The 18,274-nt window shown below is 61.9% G+C and carries 20 protein-coding genes; 5 read left to right on the top strand and 15 right to left on the bottom strand.

From position 1 onward, the window contains the following. Together M6D32_RS11365 and M6D32_RS11360 are read left to right on the top strand one after the other, a co-directional pair. Positions 1 to 145 (top strand): integrase core domain-containing protein (locus M6D32_RS11365; RefSeq protein ID WP_298256042.1); only part of this gene is annotated, 145 nt, incomplete at its 5' end. Continuing rightward, positions 82 to 486 carry a fatty acid desaturase gene (locus tag M6D32_RS11360; RefSeq protein ID WP_298256036.1) on the top strand — a complete coding sequence of 135 codons (405 nt, stop codon included), beginning with the start codon at positions 82 to 84 and terminating at the stop codon, positions 484 to 486. The genes M6D32_RS11365 and M6D32_RS11360, both read left to right, overlap by 64 nt. On the opposite strand, the gene M6D32_RS11355 is transcribed toward M6D32_RS11360, so the two are convergent. Next, complete coding sequence (locus tag M6D32_RS11355) at positions 472 to 1,530, bottom strand: YeeE/YedE family protein (RefSeq protein WP_298256034.1); 1,059 nt, start codon at positions 1,528 to 1,530, stop codon at positions 472 to 474. The two genes, M6D32_RS11360 and M6D32_RS11355, sit on opposite strands and share 15 nt — an antisense overlap. A gap of 6 nt (positions 1,531 to 1,536) precedes the next feature. Next, a complete protein-coding gene (locus M6D32_RS11350; RefSeq protein WP_298256032.1) occupies positions 1,537 to 2,556 on the bottom strand; it encodes a zinc-binding alcohol dehydrogenase family protein in 1,020 nt (339 codons plus the stop codon). A 141-nt stretch (positions 2,557 to 2,697) separates the two neighbouring features. On the opposite strand from M6D32_RS11350, the gene paaI reads away from it, so the two are divergent. Then, complete coding sequence (paaI, locus tag M6D32_RS11345) at positions 2,698 to 3,159, top strand: hydroxyphenylacetyl-CoA thioesterase PaaI (protein ID WP_298256030.1); 462 nt, start codon at positions 2,698 to 2,700, stop codon at positions 3,157 to 3,159. A gap of 71 nt (positions 3,160 to 3,230) precedes the next feature. Here paaI and paaK read toward each other — a convergent pair whose 3' ends face one another. The 12 genes from paaK to M6D32_RS11285 form a co-directional block, all read right to left on the bottom strand. Then, positions 3,231 to 4,556 carry a phenylacetate--CoA ligase PaaK gene (paaK, locus tag M6D32_RS11340; RefSeq protein WP_298256028.1) on the bottom strand — a complete coding sequence of 442 codons (1,326 nt, stop codon included), beginning with the start codon at positions 4,554 to 4,556 and terminating at the stop codon, positions 3,231 to 3,233. 26 nt (positions 4,557 to 4,582) lie between these two features. Next, positions 4,583 to 5,659 (bottom strand): 1,2-phenylacetyl-CoA epoxidase subunit PaaE, encoded by a 1,077-nt coding sequence (paaE, locus tag M6D32_RS11335; RefSeq protein ID WP_298256026.1) that lies wholly within the window; start codon positions 5,657 to 5,659, stop codon positions 4,583 to 4,585. Positions 5,660 to 5,661: 2 nt separating this feature from the next. Beyond that, positions 5,662 to 6,165: a 1,2-phenylacetyl-CoA epoxidase subunit PaaD gene (paaD, locus tag M6D32_RS11330; protein WP_298256024.1), complete on the bottom strand. Its 504-nt coding sequence runs from the start codon at positions 6,163 to 6,165 to the stop codon at positions 5,662 to 5,664. Beyond that, positions 6,159 to 6,935 carry a 1,2-phenylacetyl-CoA epoxidase subunit PaaC gene (paaC, locus tag M6D32_RS11325; RefSeq protein WP_298256022.1) on the bottom strand — a complete coding sequence of 259 codons (777 nt, stop codon included), beginning with the start codon at positions 6,933 to 6,935 and terminating at the stop codon, positions 6,159 to 6,161. The genes paaD and paaC overlap by 7 nt, the downstream gene beginning before the upstream one ends. Positions 6,936 to 7,077: 142 nt before the next feature. Further along, on the bottom strand, positions 7,078 to 7,365 hold the full coding sequence (gene paaB, locus M6D32_RS11320) for a 1,2-phenylacetyl-CoA epoxidase subunit PaaB (protein WP_298256020.1): 288 nt from the start codon (positions 7,363 to 7,365) through the stop codon (positions 7,078 to 7,080). Between the two features lie 9 nt (positions 7,366 to 7,374). After that, complete coding sequence (gene paaA, locus M6D32_RS11315; RefSeq protein ID WP_298256018.1) at positions 7,375 to 8,385, bottom strand: 1,2-phenylacetyl-CoA epoxidase subunit PaaA; 1,011 nt, start codon at positions 8,383 to 8,385, stop codon at positions 7,375 to 7,377. A gap of 73 nt (positions 8,386 to 8,458) precedes the next feature. Then, positions 8,459 to 9,325, bottom strand: a complete 867-nt coding sequence (gene paaX / locus M6D32_RS11310; protein WP_298256015.1) for a phenylacetic acid degradation operon negative regulatory protein PaaX — start codon at positions 9,323 to 9,325, stop codon at positions 8,459 to 8,461. A gap of 225 nt (positions 9,326 to 9,550) precedes the next feature. Then, entirely contained in the window at positions 9,551 to 10,318 is a 768-nt protein-coding gene (locus M6D32_RS11305; RefSeq protein ID WP_298256014.1) for an alpha/beta hydrolase, read from the bottom strand. Positions 10,319 to 10,544: 226 nt separating this feature from the next. Beyond that, positions 10,545 to 11,021, bottom strand: coding sequence for a phasin family protein (locus M6D32_RS11300; protein ID WP_298256011.1), 477 nt, complete (start codon positions 11,019 to 11,021; stop codon positions 10,545 to 10,547). A 190-nt stretch (positions 11,022 to 11,211) separates the two neighbouring features. After that, positions 11,212 to 11,808, bottom strand: a complete 597-nt coding sequence (locus M6D32_RS11295) for a GNAT family N-acetyltransferase (RefSeq protein WP_298256009.1) — start codon at positions 11,806 to 11,808, stop codon at positions 11,212 to 11,214. Then, positions 11,805 to 12,902, bottom strand: coding sequence for an alpha/beta fold hydrolase (locus M6D32_RS11290; protein WP_298256007.1), 1,098 nt, complete (start codon positions 12,900 to 12,902; stop codon positions 11,805 to 11,807). Before M6D32_RS11290 ends, M6D32_RS11295 begins: the two co-directional genes overlap by 4 nt. Next, the gene (locus M6D32_RS11285) at positions 12,899 to 13,279 is read right to left on the bottom strand and encodes a poly(R)-hydroxyalkanoic acid synthase subunit PhaE (RefSeq protein ID WP_298256004.1); all 381 of its coding nucleotides are present in this window, start codon (positions 13,277 to 13,279) and stop codon (positions 12,899 to 12,901) included. Before M6D32_RS11285 ends, M6D32_RS11290 begins: the two co-directional genes overlap by 4 nt. A gap of 235 nt (positions 13,280 to 13,514) precedes the next feature. On the opposite strand from M6D32_RS11285, the gene M6D32_RS11280 reads away from it, so the two are divergent. Both M6D32_RS11280 and M6D32_RS11275 read left to right on the top strand, forming a co-directional pair. Next, positions 13,515 to 14,438 (top strand): alpha/beta fold hydrolase, encoded by a 924-nt coding sequence (locus M6D32_RS11280; RefSeq protein ID WP_298256040.1) that lies wholly within the window; start codon positions 13,515 to 13,517, stop codon positions 14,436 to 14,438. Between the two features lie 18 nt (positions 14,439 to 14,456). Beyond that, positions 14,457 to 14,870 (top strand): GFA family protein, encoded by a 414-nt coding sequence (locus M6D32_RS11275; RefSeq protein ID WP_298256002.1) that lies wholly within the window; start codon positions 14,457 to 14,459, stop codon positions 14,868 to 14,870. A 164-nt stretch (positions 14,871 to 15,034) separates the two neighbouring features. On the opposite strand, the gene M6D32_RS11270 is transcribed toward M6D32_RS11275, so the two are convergent. Next, entirely contained in the window at positions 15,035 to 18,268 is a 3,234-nt protein-coding gene (locus tag M6D32_RS11270; RefSeq protein ID WP_298256000.1) for a cytochrome P450, read from the bottom strand. Positions 18,269 to 18,274: the final 6 nt, after the last annotated feature.

The raw sequence follows: 18,274 nt of genomic DNA, 5'->3' as shown, positions 1-18,274 counted from the left end.
CCTGACATCAGATGACAGAGCCCGACATCTGCCAGAGTGGCTACATCGATACAATTGGCACCGGCCGCATTGCAGCCTAAAGTGCAAACCACCTATCAGCCGTCTCGGTCTGACCGGGGACAACCTCTTGAGGCTCCACAGCTAGTCGGCGCCAGCTTCTGGTATTGGAGTGTCTGGGTGTTGGCGATGGCGACCTGGTTGCCGCTGGTTACGCGCATCCGCAACATCGCCGAGCACGCTTGCACCTCAACCGGCGAAGACCCTTTCAGCCATGCCCGGACCACGCTGGCCAATCCGCTCGAGCGGCTATTGATCGCGCCCTATTGGGTAAACTATCACGCCGAACACCATCTGTTCATGTACCTGCCGTGCTATCATCTGCCGGAGGTGCATCGAATACTGGTCGAGAAAGGCCTGATCAAGCGGATGGAAGTCCGTCCCGGATATCTCGACGTGATGCGGATCGCGACCTCACGGCCGCTTTAGCGGTCCGACCCGAAGCGGACCGCGCAAACCCGCGGCCGTGCCCAGCACGATCCCGGCGACCGCCACGAAGGAGGAAAGCGCCAGCGTGGATATGCCGGTGAGGCCCTGACCGATCGAGCAGCCCAGGGCCATCGCGCCGCCCGATCCCATCAGTGCGGCGCCCACGATCGAGCGAAGCATGTGTTGCGGCGACGTGTACCCTTCCAAGCGAAAGCCGCGCGTGATCAGCGCCGTGAGCAGACTGCCGACGAACACGCCGAAAACCACGGCGATGCCGAAATTGAGCGTCAACCCGGTCGATAGCATCACATATTGGACCGTATCGACGACGGGAGCGATGAAGGTGAGCGAGGTGACGGCCGCCGGATTGAAGTCATCCGCGCCGAGATTGCCCGTCGTCAACCAGCCTGCCGTGACAAGCAAGCCAACGGCAATTCCGGCAGCGACCTGTCCGCCCGCACGGCGGAACGGCGCGTGCGCAAAGGCAAAGATCGCGAGCACGGCCGAAATCGCCACAGCCACAATCATCCGGGCCGACATCGCACCTGCCGTCCCCGTCAATAACTCCGGCAGCGTCAGGTGAGCCGGCTTGATCAGCGACGATTGCAAGAGAGGCAGGCGGATCGGCGCAATCACCCCACGCAGCGTCATCTGTGCCGTGATGCCAAGCACGATCACCACGACAAACGAACGCAGATTGCCGCGGCCGAGCAGCACCAGCGCGCGCGAGCCGCAGCCATTCGCCAGCACCATGCCGTAGCCGAACAGGAGTCCTCCGGCGAACATCAGCGGCGCCGAGAACGATAGCTGGAGATAGACCGATTTGGTCAGGTCGATGGCGCCATAGGCGGCAAGACCTTGCGTGGCCATGACCGCTACGGCAAGCGCCAGCGCAAAAGTCCGGATCAGCCTACTGTCGCCTTCCGCCCACCAGCCCCGCAGGCTGCTCAACAGACAGAAGCCGCTCAAGAGCCCGACCGCGCCATAAGCGAGCCCGATCAAAAGGCCCGCGGCAACGACGATATTGAAATCCGGCGACGCCATCGCCGCTTACGGCCGAAGGATAATGCGGTGACGCGAGGAACCCGCGACCGCGATGAACGCCGCCTTCGCGTCTTCCAGGAGATGGATCGCGCCTGGCTTGATCGGAAACGGCCTGAGATGGCCGCTAAGAAAACCGGGAACCAGTTCGCGAAGCACGGTTCCCGACGCGATCGACGACAGGCCGAGCGAATCGATGCCGACATAGGTATGCTGACCGCGGTAAAATTCGAGAATGTTGAACTGCACGATACGATCGATGGCAGAGATCAGTATCTGCCGCCCGCGCAGCGCGAGCGACTTGTGCGCTGCCTGGAAATAGGGATCGCCGACCGTGTTGAACACGATGTTGACGCCCTTCCCGTCCGTCAGTTCGCGTACGCGCGTGACGACGTCTGTGGTCGAGGAATCGATCATCTCGACGGGACCGTTGGTATGTCCTGGATAAGCCTCGTGCTTGCGCGCCACGCCAATTACGCGCGCGCCGCGCCAGCTCGCGATCTGCACCGCGGCCTGTCCGACCTTGCCAGTCACGCCGAACACCAGCACGGTCTCGTGCTTCTCCGGCATGCCCGCGCGGCGAAAGCCTTCGATCGCGGTGACAAAGGGTACGCCGATTCCGGCTGCTTCCGCCCACGACAGGTTCTTTGGCTTCTCCACGATCGCATCGGCCTCGACCACAAGATGCGTCGCATGGGTACCATCGCGCCGGATGCCGAGGTCGCCGGAGGAACCGAACACTTCGCGGCCAATCGTACCGGCCGGACCGTCGATCACGACCCCGGCGTAGTCGCGGCCCGAGGTGCGGGGAAACACCGCATACGGCATCAATCCGGTCGCCGCCTTGATGTCGGAGGGATTGACGGCCGCCGCCTTGATCTCGATCAGCACTTGATCGTCGTTGCGCGACAACGGATGTCGCTCGACAACCGGCGCCACCTCGGCCGGCGTCTCGGCCTTGGCTTTCAGCCGCACACAACGTGCCACGACGGAAGCCGAAGGGTTGGTGGTCTTGGTCTCTGACGACATCGCGCTTTCCGAAAATCCAACGACTGCTTAAGGAGAACCGGAATCGTTGACAGGCCGGCTGCTTCGCCCCATGACTAACGGACTGATCGCACAGCACAAGAACTTAATTCAGACAAACCCGGCACAGGTCAGGAGACCGGAGTGACTGCCCAGATCGCGTTTTCCCCCGAAGAACTCGCCCGCGCCTCTACTGAAGCGATGTGGAAGGAAGACAGCGCGAGCCAGGGCCTCGGGATGGAGATTGTGCGCGTCAGCCCCGGCGAAGCCGTGCTCGCGATGACCATCCGGCCGGACATGGTCAACGGCCACGGCATCGCCCATGGCGGGTTCATTTTCCTGCTTGCGGATTCTGCCTTCGCCTTTGCCTGCAATTCCCGCAACGAGCGCACCGTCGCCGCGCAGTGCAACATCTCCTTCATACGGCCGGGCAAGCTCGGCGACCGGCTGGTCGCGACCGCTCGCGAAATCTCGAAAACCGGCCGCTCGGGCATTTACGACGTGCGCGTCACAGCCAATGATGTCGCGATCGCCGAACTGCGCGGCCATTCCCGCAGCCTCGGCGGCGTCTGGGTGCCTACGGAAAAGACCGCGCCATCGGAGTGAAATCCGAGAGCCATCGTGACCGGCCCTTGCGCCGTTCTCCAAAATGGCTGTGCGAGGAAACCGCCGGTGACTTACTCTTTCGGCCGCTTGTCGATCACGCGCCTGGCTTTGCCGAGCGAGCGCTCCAGCGTCTCGGGCGCGACCGCCTTGACGCGCGCGGAAATTCCGATCGTATTCTTGATGTATTGGGTGACGCGGTCGGCGTGCTCCAAAAGACCGTTACCGTCCCAGCTCTGGGCTCGCGCTTCCGCGAGCACGATCATTTCATCCATCCGTCCTTCGCGCGTCAGTTCGATCACGAAGTGGCCGCCGCACCAGTCGGTAGCGAGCAGGATTTCCTCGATCTGGGTCGGGAACACGTTGACGCCGCGCAGGATGATCATGTCATCGGAGCGGCCGGTGACCTTCTCCATGCGCCGCATGCCGGGCCGCGCCGTTCCCGGGAGCAGCCGCGTAAGATCGCGCGTGCGATAGCGGATGATCGGGAACGCTTCCTTGGTCAACGAAGTGAAGACAAGCTCGCCCTTTTCGCCGTCAGCAAGTGCGCGGCCGGTCTCGGGATCAATCACTTCGGGGTAGAAATGATCTTCCCAGATGTGGAGGCCATCCTTGGTCTCGATGCATTCCTGCGCGACGCCGGGACCGATCACTTCCGACAGCCCGTAAATATCCGTGGCGTCCATGTCGAACGACTGCTCGATTTCCGCACGCATCGCGTTGGTCCAGGGTTCAGCGCCGAAGATGCCTATCTTCAACGAAGATTGCCTGGGATCGAGACCCCTGCGCTTGAACTCGTCGAGGATCGCCAGCATGTAGCTCGGCGTCACCGTGATGATGTCCGGCCTGAAATCGTTGATCAGTTGCACCTGCCGCTCGGTCATGCCGCCGGAGACCGGAACCACCGTGCATCCAAGTTTCTCGGCGCCGTAGTGCGCGCCGAGGCCGCCCGTAAATAGACCATAGCCGTAGGCGTTATGGACGATCATTCCGCGGCGGCCGCCGGCAGCGCGGATCGAGCGCGCCATTACCGTCGACCATGTCTCGATGTCGGCTTCGGTATACCCAACTACGATCGGTTTGCCCGTGGTGCCGGAGGACGCGTGAACACGCACCAGTTTCTCGCGCGGCACCGCAAACATGTTGAAGGGGTAATTGTCTCGCAGGTCGGTCTTGACCGTGAACGGGAATTTGGCGAGGTCGGAGATCTGTTTGAAATCGCCGGGGTGCACACCCGCTTTGTCAAACGCATCTCTGTAGTGGGCGACGTTGTCGTAAGCGTGCGCCAGTGACCAGGCGAGGCGCTTCGTTTGCAACGCGACGATCTCGTCGCGCGAGGCCTTCTCTGCCTCATCCATCTCGGCACGGTAGGACCCGCTACGCTGATCGATTGAAGCCATTGTGCCTCCGCGGCTACCTGAATTGCCTACACCTGATCGTAGTCTACGACAATATGAGCGGTCACCGGCTTGGCCTGGCAGGTGAGCACAAACCCCTTCTCAAGCTCCCATGGCTCCAGCGAATAATTGACGTCCATTTTCGCTTCGCCCTCGACGAGCCGTGCGCGGCAGGTCGAGCACATGCCACCCTTGCAGGCGAACGGCAGATCGACTCCGGCCCGTAGGGCAGCATCGAGAACGGCCTCGCCTTCGGCAACCGGCACCTCGCGCCGCTTGCCGTCGATGATCAGCGCCGCAAACGCCTTCGGCGGCGCACTTGCGGGCGCCACCGCCTTCGGCCGCGGCTTGCCGCCGAGGCCGGACACGAAGCGCTCGACGTGGACGCGGTCGTCCGCAATGCCGATATCGCGGCAGGTCGCCTCGATCTCCTCGCTCATCCCGGTCGGGCCGCAAATGAAGACATGATCGACGTTGGCCGCCGGCACCAGCGAGCGCAACAGCACCCTCACCTTCTCGCCATCGAGCCGTCCATGAAGGATAGGAACGTCCTGCTCTTCGCCCGAGATAACGTGAAACACCGAGAAGCGCGCGATGAAACGATCCTTGAGTTGCCCCAGCGCTTCGCGGAACAGCATGCCGTCGGGCGAACGGTTGCCGTAAAACAGGAAGAAGCGGCTATTCGGTTCGCGCGCCAGCACGCCCTTGACGATCGAGAGAATGGGCGTGATGCCGGAACCGGCGGCAAAACCGACATGAATGCGCGCCGTCTCCGGCGCAGGCGCAATGCCGAAACGTCCGGTCGGCGTCATGACGTCGATCTCGTCGCCGCTTTTTAGTTCGTCCGCCGCCCAGCTGGAGAACGCGCCACCGTCGACCTTTTTTACCGCGATGCGCATTTCACCATCATCCGGCCCGGAGCAGATCGAGTAGGAACGGCGCACCTCCTCGCCGTCCATCGTCGTGCGCAGCGTCAGATACTGGCCCGGCGAGAAGCGGTAATCGTCCTTCAATTCATCGGGGATCGCAAAAGTCAGCGAGACCGCATCGCGCGTTTCCCGACGCAAATCCTTGACAGCCAGGCGATGGAAACGGGGTGTCGACATCTTTAGTGGCACTTGAAGTAGTCGAAAGGTTCGCGGCAGCTCTTGCAGCGCCACAACGCCTTGCACGAGGTCGAACCGAATTCGGAAAGCAATTCGGTGTCGCCGGAACCGCATTGCGGGCAGACAACCTGTTCCACGCCGAACAGCGCGCGGCGGGAAGTCGAGGCCATTGGCGGCGCGATACCGTATTCCCGCAGCTTGCGCCGGCCGTCTTCGCTCATCCAGTCGGTGGTCCAGGCCGGCGACAACACAGTGCGGATTTTTGAATCGCGAAAGCCTGCGCGCTCCAGCGCAAGCTCGATTTCAAGTGCAATCATGTTCATCGCCGGACATCCGGAATAGGTCGGCGTGATCGTGACCTCGACCCGGCCTTCGCTGACGGCAACCTCACGCAGCACGCCGAGATCGGCGATCGTCAACACGGGAATTTCGGGATCGACGACCCCGGCCGCGATGTCCCAGGCGCGCTGCCTCGTTTCCGCATGGTCGTCCAGATCGATCACCATGACGCACCGGGAAAGGTTCGCTGCATCGATTGCAATTCGCTGAGGAGATGACCGAGGTGCTCACTGTGACGGCCGCTGCGGCCACCTTTTTGCATCCACGCTGTGTTCGGCAACGCAAGCGTCGCCTCGCCGACAATTCCCGAAACCGTCCTAAGCCATTGCGGACGCAGCGTCGCCGGATCAATCGCGACATCCGCCTCGATCAACGAGCGCTCGCTGTCATCGGCCTCGAACATTTCGCCGGTAAACGACCAGAGATCGTCGATGGCCGTTTGCGTGCGCGCATGGCTCTCCGCGGTGCCGTCGCCGAGCCGGATCACCCACTCCGATGAATGGCGCAAATGATAGGCGCTTTCCTTTTCCGACTTGGCGGCAATCGCGGCCAGCGTCGCGTCCGAAGACTTCGTCATCGCGCGCCAGTAGGGGTCGGCGAACGACGAATAGAAAAACTGTCGTACGATCGTGTGGGCAAAATCGCCGTTCGGTTGTTCGGCGAGGAGAAGATTGCGGTATTGCCTGACATCGCGCAGGTAGGCAAACTTGTCTTCGTCGTTGCCCTTGCCTTCGACTTTGGCCGCGTAGGAATAAAGCTCCCGCGCTTGCCCCAAGAGATCGAGGCCCATATTGGCGAGCGCCATGTCTTCTTCGAGCATCGGCGCATGCCCGCACCATTCCGACAACCGGTGTCCGAGGATCAGCGCATCGTCGGCACGGCGCAGTACATACAGCACCAGCGGCGTTTCGGAGACTTCAATATTGGCAGCGACCATGGCTCTCAACTACAACCATCTCGCTCGGCCTCATCCTGAGGAGCCTGCACAGCAGGCGTCTCGAAGGATGGGTGGCCAAGCAACCATTGTGGCCTCATGGTTCGAGACGGCGCGCCGCGCCTCCTCACCATGAGGGTTAAAATCACATATGCCCGACTTCGTCGGGTACCTCGTAAAAAGTCGGATGGCGGTAGATCTTCGATTCCGCCGGCTCGAACATCATGCCCTTATCGGCCGGGTCGGACGCGGTGATGGCGCTTGAGGGCACCACCCAGATCGATCGCCCCTCGCCACGTCGGGTGTAGACGTCACGGGCAGCCTGGAGCGCGAGCGTCGCGTCGGCCGCATGCAGCGATCCGACATGCTTGTGTGCAAGACCGTTGCGGCTTCGAATGAAAACTTCCCAGAGTGGCGTGATCGGCGTGGCCACGGCGATCTCCTATTCAGATGCTTGCACCACGGCGCGTTGCCGGCGCTTTCCGGCGTAAGCCGCGGCGGCCTCGCGCACCCAGGCGCCCTCTTCATGCGCCTTGCGCCGCGCCGCCATTCGGTCGCGGTTGCATGGGCCGTTGCCGGCGAGCACTTGTTTGAACTCGGTCCAGTCGATCGCGCTGTATTCCCAGTGGCCGGTCGCTTCGTTCAGCTTCATGCCGGGATCCGGGATCGCAAGTCCGAGATAGTGCGCCTGCGGCACCGTTGCATCGATGAATTTCTGACGCAGTTCGTCATTGGAGAAGCGCTTGATCTTCCAGCGCGTCGAGGTGTCGCTGTGCTGGCTCGCGCTGTCCGGCGGACCGAACATCATCAAGACCGGCCACCACCAGCGATCAAGCGCGTCCTGCGCCATCGCCTTCTGCTCAGCCGAGCCGCGGGAAAGCATCAGCATGATCTCGTAACCCTGGCGCTGATGGAAAGATTCCTCCTTGCACACGCGGATCATCGCGCGCGCATAGGGACCATAGGAACAACGGCACAGCGGAATCTGGTTCATGATCGCTGCACCATCGACCAGCCAGCCGATCACGCCGATATCGGCCCAGGTCAGCGTCGGGTAGTTGAAGATGGACGAATACTTGGCCTTGCCGGCGAGCATCTGGTCGACGAGCTCTTCGCGGGAAGTGCCCAGCGTTTCGGCGGCGGCATAGAGATAGAGGCCATGGCCGCATTCATCCTGAACCTTCGCCAGAAGTGCTGCCTTGCGGCGCAGCGACGGCGCACGCGTAATCCAGTTGCCTTCCGGCAGCATCCCGACGATTTCCGAATGCGCGTGCTGCGAAATCTGCCGCGTCAGCGTCCTGCGATAGGCGCCCGGCATCCAGTCGTTCGGCTCGATCCGCTCTTCGGCATCGATCCGCGCCTGAAACTGCGCCGCCCGCGCGGCGTCCTCGACGACGCGCCCCTCACTTTCCGAACTATTAAGCGCCTGATCATTGAGGGCTTGGGTGTACATGCGCCAGCCTCCGGAGTTGTTATCGTTTAACGTATAACAAAATTATCAAATTGCAACACGTTTTTGTAACATATTAATCGCGGAACCGGCGCGCTAGGTCCGCGGCCGCCGCCGGCAATGCGCCGCTTTCGTTCAGGCCGTGATGGTCGAGCCATTGCTCGGAGGCCGGCAACACTGCGCGATAGACCTCCCTGCACAGCCCACGCGCAGCTTTTCCCGGCCAATTCTTGGGCAGCAGCGCCAATGGGAGCAAGGGATCGCGCAGCACCACCCTCCGGTAATGATGGATCAGCAAGATCCGCGCCGTGAAGGCTTCGAGTTCCGACAGGGCTGCGCGGCGGTCGAGCCGGGCTCGCAACGGCTCGAACATTTTCATGAACTTCAGATAGGCGTCGGCGGTGCGCTCCAGCGGCCAGCTTTCGGAAAGCAGACGTCGGCCGCTCTCGTCCTCCGCCGATACTTCCAGCCGGATCGCAGAAGCAGCCTCTTCCGGAACCGGAACGCCTGACGGCGCAACCCAAACGCCCGGCAACGGACTGCCAAAGCCGGCATTGCGCAGCGCCTCACGCGAGGCATCGCGATCAGCCGCCTTGGCAATCAAAAGCAGTTCGAACCGCCCGCTCCAGTCGGATGGCTGCGGATCATAGATGTGCCGCGTCGCCGCCTCGAAAGTTCGACGGCCGCTTGCCGCCAGACGATAGAAGCTGTTGCGGCCGACCTTCTCGCGCTCCAGCCAGCCATCGGCTGCCAGCCGCGACATCGCCGTGCGCACGACGCTACCGTCGATATCAAGTGCTTCGAAGAATTTCAGCAGCGTCCCAAGCCAGACCGAGCCGCCGCGCGGCACGATGGCGTCGCCAAACACGGTGATGACGATCGAGCCGGTGCGCGAAGGTTCGCGCTTTAGCTGATCGACGATGCGGGCAAGCGGCTGCGTCATACTAAACGCATACCGCGTTTTGCGGATTCTCGAAAATGCGGGAGCACGCCCCAGGTTTTCGAGGGCGCGCCTTTCCCTTCTCCCGCTTGCGGGGAGGAGGTCGGGACAAGGGGCAGTTTCCGCATGGGTGGTGAAAGATGCGCTCCGTGAGAGTCCCCCTCACCCGGATCCGCTTCGCGATCCGACCTCTCCCCGCAAGCGGGGCGAGGTAAGAGATGCACAGATCTACCGGTTCGGGTCGGGATAGACCAAGCTGCGCCAGCCCGTCCGATCGAACGGCTTCCACTGGCCTTCGGCCTGCGCGAGGCGATCGGCCACCGCATAAACGACGGCGGGATGATGACCCATGCCGCAATGGCTGCTTTCGACCTCGATGCTTTCCGCGATCGATGACGATTTCTCCATGCAGCCCTGCCAGGCGCAGATACCGTCGGTGCGGCTGAAGATCGCGGTGGTCGGCACCGGCGGCGGCTCCGACAGCGCTCCGCCGAAACGATGGTCCTCCTCGGCGCGGCGACCGCTGGCGAACTCATAGACGCGCCACGCATTGGTCGCCTTCGGGTGACCGGCGAAGGGACTGCCAAGCGTGATCACTGAACGCACCCGCTCGGGCATCATCTTGGCAAGCTGCCGCGCATAAAGGCCGCCGAGGCTCCAGCCAACCAGGCTGACCTTGCGTCCATGCGCGTCGCTGAGCTCGTGCACGAGATCGACCATCGCCTCCTGCACACCGTGGCGCAAGCCGAGATTGCGGCCCTGCCGCCAGCCGCTCACGGCGTACCCCTTGTTCTTCAGAAAGCTACGGAGCGGCCGGGTCGAAACATCGGAGGCGACAAGCCCGGGAAGCACCAGCACCGGATGTCCGTCGCCACGCGGCGCCAGGCTCAACAGCGGCAAGGCTCCGAGGAATGCACCGAACTCGTGAATGGCCCGGCCCTCGAGAAACATCAGGGTCTTTGACGGCGGGCGAAGCGTCTGGGCGGTCGCGGACATCGTGTCTCCCTCTCAGGCTCAGTCCTAAAAGCTATGGCGCTGATTCCATCATTCAAGCGGTTGCCTCCGGACGGGACAAGAGCCGGGGTCACAAAGGGTCGGAAAATTCAGCGGGGGCGCCTCTTGCAAAGCCGGGAATCCCCCTCTCCGCAACAATCCGTGCAGCGCAAAAAAGAAGGCCCGCAAAGCGGGCCTCAGAAACAACGCGACGCTACGGAAAGAGCGATCAGGCAGTCTTGGTGTAAACCTTGGTCAGGTTGTCCTGCGCGGTCTTCGCACCTTCGCTGACGAGCTTGCCGAAATACTCGGTCGACGCCTTGGCGCGCGACACGATGGTCTCGCCGTGGGCGCGGAGCAGGTCCGACTGGATCTGGACGGCTTCGTTGATCGATTTCGCAGAAGCGAGCTTGTCGATACCGGCGAAGAACGTCTCGGCATCCTGGTAGAGCGCCTGCTGGATGTTGCGGCCGATCTTGGCGGCTTCGCTGACCGAACCGGTCACGGCGGATTCGAACACTTCGCTGGCCTTCTCCGAACCGGCGTAGAAGTCGGCGGCGCGCACCTTGGCGGTCTCGGCCTGCTTCTTCACGAATTCACGGGCAGCCTCCGGCACTTCCAGGTTCTGGAAGTTCTTGAAAGCTTCGGTCACGGGCGCAAAGACTTCTTTGAAGCTGCCGAACACGGAATTGGTCTCGGTGGTCATGGGGTTCTCCTCATCCTCAGGGTTTGAGCTATGGGCTCACCCCGTCCGCTTGGCCCGGGGCAACACTTATATGGCACGGTTAATGGTGCGATGCAATATTGATGTTGCATCGCGATATCACGAATTCGTGATCTTGGGAACAACCAAAATGGGGGGCAATTTTCCCGTCAAACCAGCCCGTTATGCCCTTTCAGGAGGATGTAACCGCCCCCGGCAGGCCATAGGCCTCCAGCTGTGCCCGAACTTGCGCCACGTTATGCCCCAGCACGACGATGTCGTGCTTCTGGCCACCGGCGTCCCGGACATGGTCGCGCAGCAGCGCCTCAGCCTTGAAACCGAGGCTTTCGAACAGCGCAATTGCCGCACGCTGGTCGACGGTCATCTGCGCCGACAGTTTTTCCAGGCCCGAACTCAGCGCCAGCGCAAAGGTCTCCTGAGAGAGTGCCCTCCCAACCCCCTTCCCACGCACGTCGAGCGACACCACCATCCGGATTTCGCCGACATGGGGCGACCAGGAATGGGAATCCCTCACCAGGGTGCCGCAACCGACCACCGCGCCACCTTTGCGCGCGAGCAGACTGACGATGTCGCCGCGCTCGATCTCGTTGATCCAGGCCGACAGCACTTTCGGCTGGCTGATATTGCGCGGCAGGAACAGGAGGTCGTGCACCGGTAGCGCCTTCGCGAACTTCAGCACGGCGGCTTCGTCGGCCCGCCGCATCAGATCGAATTCGATTTCGCCGGCTTCCGTATTAACGCGGCGCGGATAGGAACGTGTCTCGCTCATGTCGATCTCTCGCAAAGCCAGGAATCGAGTTTGGGCCAGAGGCGGCGGATGGCGTTGGGGCCGGCGACCAGGCTGACATGGCCGCCCTTGAGGATCACCTCTTCCTTGTCGGTCGAGCCGATCTTCTCGATCAGCGGTTTCGCCGCCTCGTAGGGAACGATGTGGTCGTGTTCGGCGACCGCATGCAGGATCGGCACCTTGATATTGGCGATGTCGGCCTTCCTCCCGCCGACCGTCATGGTGTCGCTAAAGAGCTTGTTGTCCCACATCAGATCCTTGGTGATGGAGCGGAAGTATTCGCCCGCGAGCGGCAGCGTATCGGTCGCCCAGCGGTCGAACATGCGGTACGACTTCACGAACTCGTCGTTCCAGATGTTTTCCCACAGCTGCACCTGGCTCGCCGCACGCGAGGCCGGACGCAGCATTTCGAAGGACGAAAGGATCATCTCCGGCGGCACGTTGCCGATGCTGTCGACGAGGCGATCGACATCGAAGTAACGGCGGTCGGAAAAATTCTGGAACAGCTTCATGCCCCGGAAATCGATCGGCGTGGTAAAACAGATCAGGTTCTTCATCGGCCCGCCGGCAAAGATCGAACCGTAAAGCAGCGACAGCACGCCGCCGAAGCAATAGCCGATCACGGTGACGTCGTGCTCGCCGGAATCCCGCTGAACGCTGCGGATGCAATCCGGAATGAAGTCGAGGACATAGTCCTCCATCCGCAAATTTTTCTCTTCCGGCTTCGGCGCACTCCAATCCAGCATGTAGACGTCGTAGCCGCGCTTCAACAGAAACTCGATGAAGCTCTGGCCGGGCACCATGTCGAGAATGTAGCCGCGGTTGGTCGTTGCCATCACGATCAGGATCGGCACGCGGTAGATTTCATCCGCGATCGGCCGATAGTGATAGAGATTCATCGTGCCGCGGACGCTGAGAATGTCTTTCGGGGTCGAGCCGAGCGAGGGTCCCGATGTCGAGATGTATTCGACGCCCTTGATGCTGCGCTGGATCGCGCGCTGAACCTCGGACTGAATCCGCTCGGGGATCGAAGCAAGGTCGAAACCTGCAAGATCGGGAGCGGAGGCCGGTTTCATTTGGGCTCTCCGCTCGCAGGCGGCGGCCGCTTGGTGCGCGGCGGCCTGGGTGCATATCCGCTGGATGCACTGGCCGATGCGCCCCGCATCTGATGCAGCATCGCCTTGATCTCGTTGAGCTGACCTTCGATCGATTGCAGCCGCTCGGCCATGCCGACCATCTGGGAGCGGCTCGGCAGATTCATGGAGAGAAGGTATTTTTCCATGAGCTCGCTGAGCTGTTTTTGCGCACCCGCGGTCGCTCCGCCAACCTGGTTGACGACCTTGCTGAATTCCGGAGACCCCATCGCCTGATTGGCGAAAGCGTTAAAGCCCTTCTCCATCTCGCCGATCATGTTCTGCCATAGCGCGACCGGATCGTTGCTTTTGTCTGCCATCGGCGTTCTCCAGCATGACCACGACATCAACGTCGGTTAGGTCGACAAATCGGCTGGCTTATTCCGTGAAACGGGAAAGCTGCCTCAATGATCCCTCTAATACCACACCGTTGCGTGAGGCCGGTCAACCGCATGGCTTCAATTTAGCGCGGGGCTGCTTCTGCAACGCGAAAAAGCGTGCCATAAAATGGCATTGAGACATTTCCTCCCAAACGTGCCAAAGGAAGCGCCCGAGGTGAACCTGTCCGCCCACCAGCCGCCGCAGATGGCGCGCACCAACGGTATCGAGCTCTGCTACGAGACCTTTGGCGATCCGGCCGCGGAACCGCTGATCCTGATCATGGGATTGGGCGCCCAGATGGTTCTCTGGCACGACGAATTCTGCCAACAGCTCGCCGCGCACGGCTTTTATGTGATCCGGTTTGACAACCGCGACATCGGCCAGTCCAGCAAGCTTTCCGGCGGCAAACCGTTGGGCGCCCTGGAGATGCTCAAGCTGCGTCTTCTCAAGATCCCGGTGAAAGCGCCCTATCGGCTGCGCGACATGGCCGAAGATACCGTCGGCCTGATGGACGCGCTTGGCATCGCCTCGGCGCATCTGGTCGGCGCGTCTATGGGCGGCATGATCGCCCAGGAAATCGCGATCTCGTTTCCGCAGCGGGTGCGATCGCTCACCTCCATCATGTCGACGACGGGCAACCCAAGACTTCCCGGTCCGACACGTGAAGCCATGGCCGTGTTGATGGCACCGCCACCGAAGTCGAAAGAAGAATACCTCGCGCGTTTTGGCCAGACCTGGAAAATCCTGCGCGTTGGCGCCTTTCCGGAAGACGAAGCGCGCGATCGCGCCCTCGCCGAGCGTACATTCGCCCGCGGGCTTAATCCCGCCGGCGTCGGCCGCCAGCTCCGCGCCATTCTCGCCTCCGGTAGCCGCAAGCAGCGGCTCCGCGCCGTCAAGGTGCCGACGCTTGTCATTCACGGCACCGTCGATCCGCTGGTGCACCCCGCAGGCGGCAAGGACACCGCCGCGTCGATTCCGGGGGCGAAGCTGATCATGATCGAGCGCATGGGCCACGCGCTGCCAATCCCGATGTGGCCGCAGATCATCGATGCGATCGACCAGCATGCGCATGGCGCATCGATCAAAACGACACATTAGACGCTACGGGAGAATGCCATGAAACTGGAAGGCGGATGCTATTGCGGCCAGGTGCGTTTCGTCGCCGAGGGCGATCCGATGTTCAAGGGCCAGTGCCACTGCCGCGAATGCCAATATATCTCCGGCGGCGGTCCGAACTTCTTCATGGTTATGCCGGTCAAAGGCTTCAGCTACAGCAAGGGCTCTCCCAAGAAATTCAGCCGCAGCGACCTTGAGAAGGCCGTCACGCGCGAGTTCTGTCCCAACTGCGGCACGCATCTAACCACGCTCCGGCCCGGACTACCGGCCGTGATCGTGAAAGCCGGCACGCTCGACGATCCCTCGCTTTATGGCAACCCACAGTCGGCGATCTACACCTGTGACAAGCAGGCGTTCCACTTGATCCCCGAGGGAATGCCGAGCTTCGAGAAACTGCCGCCGCAACGAGGCTAGTGTCCCGATTCCGAAGTTCGTAGCATTTACGGAGCCACGTTTCGAACTTCGGAATCGAAAGGACACTAGCGAATATATCGATCTAGTGTGGCTTTGGTTCAGAAGCCCGCATAACGAACCCGCGGCACAATTAATGCGGACTTCTGAACCGCCACACTAGCGCGTCAGCCGCCCGCCCAGACGTCGAGCACGTAACGATTCTTCGTGCCGAGATCGTCGATCCAGCGCGCCGCGGCATTCGGGTCGGTGCCGCTCTTGTCGCGATAGATCGACATCAGCGTCGCCTTGACGTCTGGCTCCATCTTGCTGCCGTCGCCGCAGACATAGACGATCGCGCCCTTCTCGATCAGCACCCAGACGCGATCCTTCTCGGCCGCGATCAGGTTTTGCACATAGGTCTTGGGGCCGTCGCCGCGTGAGAAAGCGGTGTAGAGTTCGGTAATGCCGTCGGCCTCAAAGCCCTTCAACTCGTCGGCATAAAGAAAATCCTGCTCCGGATGGCGGCAGCCAAAGAACAGCATGGCGGGACCGAGCGCAGCGCCCTTCGCCTTTAGTGCGGCGCGCTCTTGCAAAAACCCGCGGAACGGCGCCAGTCCCGTGCCGGGACCGATCATGATGACGGGCACGCTCGAATCGGCCGGCAGGCGAAAGCCCGCCTTGGTTTCGCGCAACGTCGCATGGATCGTGTCGCCGGTGCGCCGCCGCGCCAGATAATTTGAGCAGACCCCCTTGTAGATCCCGCGTCCGGAGCTTGCGGGCGCCTCCACCACGCCGACGGTCACACTGCAACGCGTGGGATCGGTCGAAGGCGACGACGAGATCGAGTAATAGCGCGGCGCCAGCAGCGAAAGCATTTCAAGGTAGATGTGAAACGGCAGTTCGCAGGCCGGATATTCCTCAAGCAAGTCAAACAGGGATTTTCGCTTGTCGAGCACCTCGACCCGGTAGCGTTGGGCGGAAGTCTCATCATCGGCTGCGAAAGCCGCAAGTTTCGGCTTGGTGACGGGACAACGCGTGTGTTCGGACATGGTCTGGATTTGCTTGCGGGTCGCGACCTGCTGCAATTCGACGAATTCCGTCAGCAGCCGGCCCACCGATATCGCATCGCCGATCGGCAACTGCGCACGGCGGCCTTCCGCGACTTGCAGGCGGATCTGATCGGCCGGCTGGAAGCCGAAGCGGCGCGCAACCGCATCGACCAGCGTCGGATCGTTGCGCGGCACGACGCTCAAATGATCGCCGACGCGATAGGCGGCGCCGGACGGCAACTGCACCTCGGTATGACGGGTCGACCGCTCCGAAAGGTTGGCACCCGATTTGTTTTGCAATTCGTCGTTCGCCAGCACCTTCATCGGCACCGCGCCGCCCTGTGTGACGATGGTATTGATGGCAGCGGCCGCGACAGGCTCGATCGCATAAAGCGGATCGTCATCGGCGGTGCGGGTGAAGCTGGAGTCGACACCGAACTCTTTCACCGCCTGGGGCGCGGCTTTCGCAAACCATTGCTCGAACTGTCCGTCGAGGTCGCTGCGGGCATCTCCCTCGCCACGCGAGTACACGCTTTTGCCACCATGGGCGGCCAGCCGCTCGTCGATGCGCCGCGGAATCGACTGATAGGTCGCGGCCCAATCGCTATTGCCGCAACCGAATACGGCATAGCGCAACTTGGCAAATGCGTCCTTTGGCAACTCGCCGCCGAGCCATTGAACGAATTGGGTGGCGTTGTCCGGCGGCGCGCCATTATACGACGCGCAGAAAATCAGAGCGCCGCCTTGCGTCGGCAATTTACCGACATAATCGTCGAGCGGAGCGAGCGTGGTCGCGAATCCGTTGATCTCGGCCAGATCCGCGACGCGCGTGGCGAGTTCTTCGGCAGTGCCGAGATTCGACCCATAAAGCACGAGCAGTGGCGTGTTGTGGCCGGGGCGCGTCCGTGCGCGCTGCCCAGCCGTGTTCGCCGCCGGTGTCGCGGCGGCAGCTTCGGCAAAATTGCTCCGCTCCTGATCGGTTCGCGGGCGCACCTTGATCTTGAAACCGTCCGGCTTGATGGTTAGCGTTTCCTTCAGATGCATCTGGTAGCGATGCACATCGATAAGCTTGAAGCGTTGCAGGATCATGCCGATCGCCAGTGCCGCCTCATGCATCGCAAAACCGCGGCCGATACAGGCCCGCTGGCCGTTACCGAATGGCTTCCATGCGTTGGCGGGGCGCGCGGCTTCCGCCTCGCGCGAAAAATTCTCCGGATTGAACACATCCGGATTAGGCCCCCAGACCGAGGGATCGCGATGCAGCGCCAACACCAGCACCGTGATGAAGGTGTTCTTCTTGAGCCTGTATTTGCCGCCGATCACCTCGTCATTCAGCGGCGAAATGCCATAGGCCGGCGCCGGCGGCCACATCCGCAAGGCTTCTTTCAGAATCTGCGTGATATAGGTGAGCTGTCGCACCTGCTGATAGGTGGGTTTTGCACTGATATCGGGCCCTAGCACCCGATCGACCTCTTCATAGGCCTTCTTCAGCACCTCCGGGTGTTTCAGCAGCGCGTAGATCGTGCAGGACAACAACCCGCTCGTGGTCTCGTGACCCGCAATCAGAAACGTATTGATCTGGTAGCGGATGTTGACGTCGTCGAGTTGCGTGCCGGTGACGCGGTCGACGCCGGTCATCATCGCCGCAAGCATGTCCTTCTTGTCGTCGGCAGCCGCCGTGTTCTGCCGGCGCTCGGCAACGATCTCGTCCACCATCTTGTTCATGAAGTCGACGTCGCTGGAGAGATCGCGCCGCCGCTTCTGCATCCACAAGTTTTCCAGCGGTAGCCCGCGGATCATCATGATGGTTTCGAGCGAGCGCACCAGCGACTCGACAAACGGATGGTAGTCGCGGCGGTAGAACGAATTGAAGCGGTAGTCGAACCCGCAAAGACCGATGGTGTCGAGTGTCAGTGCGGTCATGTCGTGGACAACGTCGATCTCGTCGTCGGCGTTGAGCCGCTGCCATTTTTTCACGAGCTGCTCGGCGATATCGACCATGCTCGGGTGATAAGACTGCATGGCGCGGTTGCCGAACGGCTGCAGCAGGATGTTGTGCGCCTTGGTCCAGTTCGGCTCCGTGGTGTCCGCGGTGAAAAGTCCGTCGCCAGCAATCGCGCGGACGCGCCGGAGCGGCCCGCGCACCGCCTTGTCGAACCGCTTCTCGTCGCTGAGCTCATCAACCAGGTCATGCCCGGAGACGATGACGATCGGCGCACCCATCATGTCGAGCCAGAAGATCGGTCCCAACTCCTTGGTGAGCCGCGCCAGATTTTGCACCGGCGCGGTCGAATCCAGCGACAGCATGTTGCCGACCACCGGCTTGGTCGGCGGGTGCGGGATCGGGCTCAGCCTGTTCTTCGACGCCATCTTGAA

The organism is Bradyrhizobium sp., assembly GCF_027307225.1.
In the GTDB taxonomy this organism is placed as follows: Bacteria; Pseudomonadota; Alphaproteobacteria; order Rhizobiales; family Xanthobacteraceae; genus Bradyrhizobium.
Note: the sequence above shows the minus strand (reverse complement) of the source record. Positions and strands in the feature narration are given on the sequence as shown.

Coding starts and splice junctions, on each gene's coding strand:
- paaK (WP_298256028.1), bottom strand. CDS start 4,556: ATGGCTTCAATCGATCAGCGTAGCGGGTCCTACCGTGCCGAGATGGAT.
- M6D32_RS11305 (WP_298256014.1), bottom strand. CDS start 10,318: ATGTCCGCGACCGCCCAGACGCTTCGCCCGCCGTCAAAGACCCTGATG.
- M6D32_RS11285 (WP_298256004.1), bottom strand. CDS start 13,279: ATGGCAGACAAAAGCAACGATCCGGTCGCGCTATGGCAGAACATGATC.
- M6D32_RS11350 (WP_298256032.1), bottom strand. CDS start 2,556: ATGTCGTCAGAGACCAAGACCACCAACCCTTCGGCTTCCGTCGTGGCA.
- M6D32_RS11275 (WP_298256002.1), top strand. CDS start 14,457: ATGAAACTGGAAGGCGGATGCTATTGCGGCCAGGTGCGTTTCGTCGCC.
- paaX (WP_298256015.1), bottom strand. CDS start 9,325: ATGACGCAGCCGCTTGCCCGCATCGTCGATCAGCTAAAGCGCGAACCT.
- M6D32_RS11270 (WP_298256000.1), bottom strand. CDS start 18,268: ATGGCGTCGAAGAACAGGCTGAGCCCGATCCCGCACCCGCCGACCAAG.
- M6D32_RS11290 (WP_298256007.1), bottom strand. CDS start 12,902: ATGAAACCGGCCTCCGCTCCCGATCTTGCAGGTTTCGACCTTGCTTCG.
- paaA (WP_298256018.1), bottom strand. CDS start 8,385: ATGTACACCCAAGCCCTCAATGATCAGGCGCTTAATAGTTCGGAAAGT.
- paaE (WP_298256026.1), bottom strand. CDS start 5,659: ATGTCGACACCCCGTTTCCATCGCCTGGCTGTCAAGGATTTGCGTCGG.
- M6D32_RS11300 (WP_298256011.1), bottom strand. CDS start 11,021: ATGACCACCGAGACCAATTCCGTGTTCGGCAGCTTCAAAGAAGTCTTT.
- M6D32_RS11355 (WP_298256034.1), bottom strand. CDS start 1,530: ATGGCGTCGCCGGATTTCAATATCGTCGTTGCCGCGGGCCTTTTGATC.
- M6D32_RS11295 (WP_298256009.1), bottom strand. CDS start 11,808: ATGAGCGAGACACGTTCCTATCCGCGCCGCGTTAATACGGAAGCCGGC.
- paaD (WP_298256024.1), bottom strand. CDS start 6,165: ATGGTGATCGATCTGGACGACCATGCGGAAACGAGGCAGCGCGCCTGG.
- paaC (WP_298256022.1), bottom strand. CDS start 6,935: ATGGTCGCTGCCAATATTGAAGTCTCCGAAACGCCGCTGGTGCTGTAT.